The sequence below is a fragment of the Irregularibacter muris genome, from assembly GCF_024622505.1.
Taxonomy (GTDB): domain Bacteria; phylum Bacillota; class Clostridia; order Eubacteriales; family Garciellaceae; genus Irregularibacter; species Irregularibacter muris.
Genome location: NZ_JANKAS010000014.1, coordinates 63,071 through 71,693, shown reverse-complemented (window position 1 = coordinate 71,693; position 8,623 = coordinate 63,071). Strand labels below are relative to the sequence as shown.

At 36.5% G+C, this 8,623-nt stretch carries 9 protein-coding genes; 3 read left to right on the top strand and 6 right to left on the bottom strand.

Annotated features, from left to right (window positions below; all coding sequences use genetic code 11):
• Positions 1-95: 95 nt before the first annotated feature.
• From NSA47_RS12880 to NSA47_RS12855, 6 genes are all read right to left on the bottom strand, one after another.
• The gene (locus NSA47_RS12880) at positions 96-392 is read right to left on the bottom strand and encodes a transglycosylase domain-containing protein (protein ID WP_257532618.1); all 297 of its coding nucleotides are present in this window, start codon (positions 390-392) and stop codon (positions 96-98) included.
• Positions 393-446: 54 nt separating this feature from the next.
• Positions 447-2,435: an ABC transporter permease gene (locus NSA47_RS12875; RefSeq protein ID WP_257532616.1), complete on the bottom strand. Its 1,989-nt coding sequence runs from the start codon at positions 2,433-2,435 to the stop codon at positions 447-449.
• Complete coding sequence (locus tag NSA47_RS12870) at positions 2,428-3,195, bottom strand: ABC transporter ATP-binding protein (protein WP_257532614.1); 768 nt, start codon at positions 3,193-3,195, stop codon at positions 2,428-2,430. The genes NSA47_RS12875 and NSA47_RS12870 overlap by 8 nt, the downstream gene beginning before the upstream one ends.
• Positions 3,196-3,309: 114 nt before the next feature.
• The gene (locus NSA47_RS12865; RefSeq protein WP_257532612.1) at positions 3,310-4,305 is read right to left on the bottom strand and encodes an ATP-binding protein; all 996 of its coding nucleotides are present in this window, start codon (positions 4,303-4,305) and stop codon (positions 3,310-3,312) included.
• A 1-nt stretch (position 4,306) separates the two neighbouring features.
• On the bottom strand, positions 4,307-4,978 hold the full coding sequence (locus NSA47_RS12860) for a response regulator transcription factor (RefSeq protein WP_257532610.1): 672 nt from the start codon (positions 4,976-4,978) through the stop codon (positions 4,307-4,309).
• Positions 4,979-5,117: 139 nt separating this feature from the next.
• Positions 5,118-5,798, bottom strand: a complete 681-nt coding sequence (locus tag NSA47_RS12855) for a DUF2225 domain-containing protein (RefSeq protein ID WP_257532608.1) — start codon at positions 5,796-5,798, stop codon at positions 5,118-5,120.
• 271 nt (positions 5,799-6,069) lie between these two features.
• Between NSA47_RS12855 and NSA47_RS12850 the strand changes: the two genes are divergently transcribed.
• From NSA47_RS12850 to NSA47_RS12840, 3 genes are read left to right on the top strand one after another with little or no spacing between them, the layout of a single operon-like run.
• Complete coding sequence (locus NSA47_RS12850) at positions 6,070-6,972, top strand: ABC transporter substrate-binding protein (protein ID WP_257532606.1); 903 nt, start codon at positions 6,070-6,072, stop codon at positions 6,970-6,972.
• Positions 6,973-7,716: an ABC transporter ATP-binding protein gene (locus tag NSA47_RS12845; protein WP_257532604.1), complete on the top strand. Its 744-nt coding sequence runs from the start codon at positions 6,973-6,975 to the stop codon at positions 7,714-7,716.
• Complete coding sequence (locus NSA47_RS12840) at positions 7,713-8,474, top strand: ABC transporter permease (RefSeq protein WP_257532602.1); 762 nt, start codon at positions 7,713-7,715, stop codon at positions 8,472-8,474. The genes NSA47_RS12845 and NSA47_RS12840 overlap by 4 nt, the downstream gene beginning before the upstream one ends.
• The last annotated feature ends 149 nt before the right edge of the window (positions 8,475-8,623 follow it).

Here is an 8,623-nt window from a genome sequence, read left to right as displayed (position 1 = left end):
AGATCTCTCCTTTCAAGCTTTTATAGTTCACCGAGTACTCAGCGGGCTATAAAAGTGCTCTATTAAAGTCTATTCTCTCATGTCTTCTACTTATTTTAAATCCATGGGATTATTGGACGCTTACCTTTGATATTGGTATAAAGGGCTCTCCCAAAACTCAAAACATCGAATCCACGATGGGAAAAAAACCTATGGTCTTCTACAGCGACTACTGCATGAATAAGGTCTTGGGGGATTTCCTCATAATTTATGTAATTACTAGTGGTTGCGGACACTTGGGCGGTAAGATTATCTTTTATGTTATAGCTACTATTATTTGTCTCTATGACATAACTACTAGCTGTAAATACTAGAATCATGATAATAATGAACAAAGTTATTATTCTTTTCATTCTTCCCTATCCTTTCTCTTTAGTAATTTATGTCATTCTTTTTCTGCTTACCTATCATGAGCTAACGATTTTATAATACACTCTTGCCGTAAGGGCATAAATCATAGCATAAAATACCGCAAAACCCAATACGGAACCAATTAAACACCATATAAAGAGGGTGACATTGGTTAGATTTAATAAGGCCAAAAGCTTTGTAATAAATTTAAAGGCAAAGGCAATGTGAACTCCTGCAGCCACCAAGGGAAGAAAGAATACAGTAAGCACTTGACTGTGAATAGATTTTTTGACTTCCCCATGGCTCATACCTACTTTTTGCATAATTTCAAATCGTCCTTTATCATCATAGCCCTCGGATATCTGCTTATAATAAATAATGAGAACCGTTGCCATGATAAATAGTAAACCGAGGAAAATTCCTAGAAAGAATAGACCACCATATAAGGAATAAAATGATTCCCTTGCAATTTCTGTCCCCTCTACATATCCATTAATCTTAGTTTCCTTTAAGGCAGTACTGATTGCATTAGTCAGAGCAATCTGGTCTTCTCCTTTTCCATTTACATCAAAGCCATAATAATAGGATAATTCACCCATGTCGTCAGTATTTCCTGTAAGAGAGTGGTAGACATTTTCAATGGTTTCTACATCGGGAACAATGAAAAAGTAACTATTGGCCATTATTGCCGACATTTGCCCATCGATATTCAGAGAATCCATCCTGGACTTGATTTTAAATTGAGTGTCACCAAATTGAACTCTATCCTTTAGGACATCCTCTCCCACACTATATACAAGAACTTCGTTAGATGCTAATTTCACTGATTGCCCTTTCATTTGATTATATTCTTCCAAGGGAATAAAAGTGGTAAGGGCAATATCGGAAGCACTTCCTATATTGTAGGCTTCATCCTGTTGTCCTGAAAAGTTAGCTCCCTCTCGTATGACCGCAAATTCCATAGATCGGTATCGGATGTTTTCCCTTGGTGCAAGGTTTAATTTAGTTGTTTCTGACTTGATGATCCCATCCAGTTGTTCAACCTGTTCCTCGGACACACCCCTTGCACTGAGAATAATATTTTGTGGATATCTCGTTCGTAGCACATCCTCCATACCTACATAAAGGGATACGGTGGTAGATACCATCACAAGCACAGCGGTAGCAAGAATACAGATGCTTGCAAGACCAACTGCATTTTGCTTCATACGGTAGATCATACCAGACACCGAGATAAAATGACTGGTTTTATAATAATATTTCTTATTTTTACGAAGCATTTTCAAGAACATAATACTCCCCGCTGTAAATAAACAATAGGTGCCTATAATCACCAATATAACTGCCACAAAGAACAACATTATAGCATCTATAGGGGATTCTGTGGTGAGGGCAATATAATAACCGGCCCCCAGACATAGTAGGCCAATGATTACAAGGAGCCATTTTGTTTTAGGTTCTTTTTCCCCCACTTGTCCACCACTTAGCAGTTCAATAGGCTTTGCCAGATGAATCTGCCGCAGGCTATTGAACAAGATCAACGTAAAGATAATGGCAAATAAAATTATTGTGGCAAGGATGGCTGGAAGGGAAATCTCAAAGCCCATCTGTACTTCAAAATGAAGTAGCTTTAGCAATAATAAATGCATTAATTTAGAAAGTAGAATTCCGCCTAGCATTCCGAATATAAGACTAATTAATGCAACATATAGGGTTTCAAAAAACATAATTCTTGAAATATGTCTTTTCTCCATGCCAAGAATATTAAAAAGCCCAAATTCTTTTTTACGACCTTTAATCAAAAAACTATTGGTATAAAAGAGAAAAATCACAGCAAACAAGGCAATTACAAATGTGCCCAAGGAAAGAAGTTGTTTTAGTGTGTCCCCACCAGATATCTTATTAAGAGCGTCGTTGGTAGACAATGCATACATAATATAATACATCATGACTGTACCAATGCAGGTGAGGATATAAGGAATATATGTTTTTGCATTTTTCTTTATATTCATAATGGCAAGCTTGGCGTAAAACATTTTATTCATTTCTTCCACCACCTGTTGCGATAACAGTTAGGGTATCGGAAATTTTTTGGTACATTTCCTCATGGGACATTGTGGCCTTATAGATTTGATGGAATACCTCCCCATCTTTGATAAACAAAACCCGCTTTGCATGACTTGCTGCCTTTATACTATGGGTTACCATGAGTATAGTCTGCCCTTCTCTATTGATCTCTGTGAACAAATGAAGAAGTTGTTCAGTCGCACGGGAATCCAGTGCCCCAGTAGGTTCATCCGCAAGAATAAGCTGGGGATTGGTAATGATTGCTCGGGCAACAGCCACTCTTTGCTTTTGACCCCCAGAAACCTCATAAGGGTATTTTGCAAGAATATCCACAATCCCCAGCTTATTTGCAATAGGTTTCAGTCGGCTATCCATTTCCTTATAGGACTTACCCGATAAAACCAAAGGCAGAAAAATATTATCCTGCAAAGAAAAAGTATCTAACAAATTAAAATCTTGGAATACAAAACCAAGATGATCACGGCGAAAAGCAGAAATTTCCTTTTCCTTGATAGAAGTAATATTTTTACCATCCAATAATACTTCACCGTTGGTAGGTTTATCCAGGGATGCAAGGATATTGAGTAAGGTTGTTTTTCCAGAACCAGATTCCCCCATGATGGCAACATATTCCCCTTCTTCCACTGAAAATGTAACATTGCTCAATGCCTGAACATGATTGCCACTAAAACGAGTTGTATAAATTTTTTTAAGGTTTTTCACCTCTAAAATTGTCATATTCATTACCTCCTGTGTTTTTATCATGTTCAGTATAACAAAATAGAGAAATGCTCTACCATAACTATGGCTTACATTTCCCCTCTAAATCTTACACTTCTGTAAGGATGGATTTTACTCTACAATGATGTCTACTGAATCCAGTCCAATTCTGATCTTTGTCCCTTTTCCAACTTCTGATTCAATTTCAATCGTGTGCGATAACTTAGTTAAAATTCTTTTACATAGGTACAATCCAATGCCTGTAGATTTTTTATCTATTCGTCCGTTGTAGCCTGTATATCCTCTTTCAATAACTCGAGGCAAATCTTCTCCCTGGATACCAATGCCTGTGTCTTCAATAATTAATGTTTTGGGAGTCTTATCATCCATATAAATAGATATTTTTCCCTCATGGGTATATTTCAATGCGTTGGATATTATCTGTTCCAATACAAAGACCAACCACTTTTCATCTGTGAGGACTTCACAATCTAAAGGAGAAAACTCTAGACTAATTTTCTTTCGTATAAAGGATTTTGCATATTTTCGCACTGCCTGTTTTACAATATTATCTAGTGAATAGGTCTTAAGAACCAGATCAGAGGACATACTTTCTAATCGTAAATATTGGAGCACCATTTCCACATATTGTTCAATTTTAAATAACTGTTCCAGCAATTCACGGTTTGTTTTGGATTCCTCTGATTGCAACAATAATTGCATGGCAGCAATAGGGGTCTTAATTTGGTGCGCCCAAAGAGTGTAATAATCCAACATTTCGCTATGACCTATTGCATATTCAGATTCCATATCGCACTTATGTTGGTATAAAGTTTTAAGGAGCATAAGATACTCTTCCTCTAGCAAATTCTGTGGTGCAGGCAATTTATCTATACTTATGGTAATAGAATTTTGTAGTTGCTTGAGTTGTTGATGTTTTCGGTAGAATCCAGTATAATCTATGGCCATTACCATAATGGTCATAACTACAGACAAGGCTACAGCATACAGTACCGCTTCCATTGGCAATGCATAAAGGGAAAATACCACAGCAAAGATTATAGCAAATAAAGAGTACGTCAAAATACTTTTTATATGTGCCTTGAAATATTCAAAAAGCAACCTCATCTTATTCCACCATATATCCAATCCCTTTTTTTGTTATAATAAACCCATATAGCCCAACATCCTCAAGCTTTTTACGCAAACGGGACATATTAACGCTCAAGGTGTTGTCGTCAATGTAACTATCGGTTTCCCATAGACGTGTCATAATGGTATCGCGACTGATTGCCTTCCCTTTATTCTCCATAAGTACTTGGAGGATTTTATAATCATTTTTTGTCAGTTCAATCTTCTCATCATTGTATATTAAAGTGGTATCGCTGGTATTGAGAATGGCCCCTTTATGCTCTAATAAATTGGTCTGTCCTACAAAGTCATAGGTGCGTCTTAGCATGGCTTGCACCTTTGCAGTAAGCACATTTAGGTCAAAAGGTTTCCCGATAAAATCATCCCCTCCCATATTGACAGCCATTACAATGTTCATATTGTCGGAAGCAGAGGAAATAAAAATAATCGGTACTTTTGATACTTTTCGAATCTCGGTACACCAATGATAACCATTATAAAAGGGTAGTGAAATATCAAGTAAAACAAGTTGGGGATCAAAATCTATAAAATCCGTCATTACCCTTCTAAAATCTTCTACACATTTTACCTCATATCCCCAGGATTCTATGTGATTTTTCATGGTCCGTGCAATAACCAAATCATCTTCTACAATGAAAATTTTGTACATGACATTCCCTACCTTTTTTTATTCGATATACCCTTCTATTATTCTTCTTCAAGTCGTCCCATATAAGTATTCTTTTAAATTATATCACATTCATTATTTTTTAATCCTATAAAGTAATGACTTTTCCCCTATCCTTTGCCTATAGTAATCCCTTTTCCCTCTCTCTAATCGTAAGCCATCTATCCCTTCCCCTATTGACAATAGCTATATTCCCTTTCAGGGCAAACAGCCGACTAAACCACATTCTAGTTTTCTCAATTTCCTCTAATCTATAGGAAAGCTCCCCTAGCAAATAGGTTTGCATTTCTTCTGAGATTATTTTTTCTCCCTTTTTATAAGCTTTTTCATATTCTTCGTAGGCATATTGCAAATACTTTTCTTCTTCTACTTTATTTTCTTTATAACGGTTAAACCAAGCAACCCTCATCAAAATACTTGCCATCAGTCCATGGGGAACCTTTAGTATTTGCCCTGTTAAAATAGCTAGTTTACTAATCCTTAAAGCGTCCTCTAAATTTCGTTCCCCTATTAAATGATCTGTCTCCTGCATTTGGCTATAAAGCTCCACCAGTTTTTTAGAGATTTCTATATCCCCTTCTTTGAGGTATTCTCTAAAACTATCTATGAATACAGTTTTACAATGAGTACACATCAGAAATTCATAAAAATATGGATTTGTGGAATCATAATAAGTACAAAAATCCTCATCTTGCTTTACTATTCTTATCCTGCTTTTCCTTACCTTTTTAATGGGAAACTCCCTATGGCAAACAAGGCATTTTTCAGTAGAATCATAAATTAGGTCAATCTTTTTCGTCATTTTGCTTACTCTCCTTTTGTCTTAGGTCTATCTTTGATTATCCTTTATCATAGGATACATCTTCTTTATGGAAATCCATTTTGCATATTTCCCTTTACAATAACCTATTCGACAAATCCATTCATTTTTATAGTTTATATTTTTCTCCTTAAAGAACTTTATTATCTTGACACTCGCTTATTCCCATCTATACAATAATAGTTAGTTATTTCACTACTATGCTATAAACTTTACAGCTTTTATTAAACTGAACTTTGTAGGAGGAAGAAACGTGAAAAAAATAATCATTGTACTTATTGCTTTACTGCTACTTTCAGGCTGTGCTACTCAACAAATCCAAGGGGAAGATCCTTCTCTTAACCTTAAAGTAGGTCTCATGCCTGCTGTAGACTCTGCTCCTATATTTGTGGCAGAGGAAAAGGGCTATTTTAAAGAGTTGGGATTGAATATGGATATAGAAGTCTATACTAATGCGATGAATCGACAAAGTGCTCTTCAAACCGGAGAATTAGATGGTACCATCACAGATTTGATCGCTTTTATCGACAATGTGCATAATGACTTTGGTATAAAAATGGTTACCGCTACGGATGGAAGTTTTCCCTTTTTAGTATCCCAAAACTTTGAAGATGGTGGGACAAAAAAAGTAGGAATGATGGAAGTCAGTGTAACCAATTTTCTCTCCGATGAACTTTTAGGAAATCGCATTAAAATGGAAAAGGTATTTATTCCAGAAATCCCTGCTCGATTGGAAATGGTAAAAAACAACCAATTGGATATGGCCATTATCCCAGAACCCATGGCCTCTATGGGAGAATTAGATGGGTTGGAAAAAAAGGTATTTGAAAGCAAGGACACCTATACTCCTGATGCCATGGTCTTTACTGACAAAGCTTTAAAGGAAAAGGACGAGGCTATTAGTCTGTTTATTCAAGGCTATAATCGCGCTGTAGAGGATATTCAAAAGGATGATAGTTTTGCTCGAGAGATTTTAATTGAAAAGTTAAAATTAAAGCCTGAGATAAAGGATAAGATTATTCTTCCCACTTATCATAGAACTAGGATCCATGATCAAGCTTATATGGATAAGGTGATTCATTGGGTGGAAAAGACCCAAGGGATTGATATTGATATCCCTTATGAAAGCCTATTTGAAGGAAAGTATGTGAAATAAATGATTGATATTGAAAACTTGGAAGTCCGCTATGGAGACTTCACCGCTCTTAAGGATATCAACTTGCATATTCCACCCCATTCCACCTGCGCTATTATTGGCCCCTCGGGATGTGGCAAATCTACTTTACTCTACGCTGTGGCAGGGATATTAAAGCCTGTCCAGGGTAGAGTTTTCATCCAAGGAGAACCGGTAAAGAAAAACCGCAGAGAAACAAGCCTTATTCTCCAAAATTATGGACTGCTTCCCTGGAAAACTCTATGGGATAATGTGGCCCTTGGGTTAAAAATTCGTAAAGAGGACAAGGAAATTCTTTCTAAAAAAGTAGAGGATATCATATCCAAGCTAGGACTAGAAAAGCATAAGCATAATTATCCCTCCCAATTAAGTGGAGGTCAGCAACAAAGAGTTGCTATCGCCCGGGCCTTGACTGTGGGGCCTGATCTTTTGCTTCTGGATGAGCCCTTTTCCTCTTTAGACGCAATTTCCCGGGAAATTCTACAAAATATCTTGCTGCAAATTCATCTCGAGGAGAAAATGTCACTTTTACTAGTAACCCATAATATTGAGGAGGCTGTATATTTAGGTCAGAAAATAGTTATTATGGAGCCCTCCAGTGGAAGGATAGCCCATATTCTAGAAAATCCTCATTTTGGAGATAAAGACTTCAGAGAGAAGTTAGATTTTTATAAAACTTGTATGGAGGTAAGAAAGCTAATGGAAAAGGGAGGCGATATCCGTTGAATTTCAGTGGTATAACGAAAAACAAAACCCTCTATGCCTCCCTTAGTGTTTTAATATTTTGGTACATGCTTCACAAGGCCTTACAAAGCCCTATCATCCCTAATCCTATGGATGTCTTTAAAGAGTTTGGACAATTACTCCAAAAAGATTTGCTTATTCATCTTGGAGTGAGCTTATATAGAATGTTTTCTGCTATAGGGATTTCTGTGATCATAGGGGTTCCTCTGGGTTTATTACTAGGGATGAATGAAAAGCTTGATGCTTTTATCTCTCCTATTATGTATCTTCTTTATCCCCTTCCCAAAATTGCTTTTCTTCCCGTGTTAATGATCCTTTTTGGATTGGGTGATCTTTCTAAAATTCTATTGATTACCTCAATCATCTTTTTTCAAGTATTACTCAGTACCCGGGATAGTGTCAAAAGTCTAAACAAAGAATTGTTTTATTCTATTCAGTCTCTAGGTGCTTCTCCTATACAGGTTTATCAGCACCTTATTCTACCTGGAGTACTTCCCCAAATTCTCACGGGCCTCAGAGTTACTATTGGTATTAGTATCGCTGTACTCTTTTTTGGAGAAAATTATGCTACTCAATATGGTATTGGCTATTTTATTATGGATAGTTGGATCCGGGTAGACTATGTACAAATGTTTGCAGGCATCCTGGCAATCAGTATTATGGGATGGCTTCTTTTCAAGCTTATAGATCTATTGGAGGATAAAGCCTGTAAATGGATTAAGTTTGAACAGGGAAAGTAACCTCTATAACTTTCACTAAGTTAAAAGCACTGGCAGAAATCTGCCAGTGCTTCTAATTTTATGAAAAATATTCTGATCGAGTATCAATTTTCTAATTACAAAAATACATTGCCTACCTTAAATGAAACAAGGTAGCTGGTCCCTTCCCA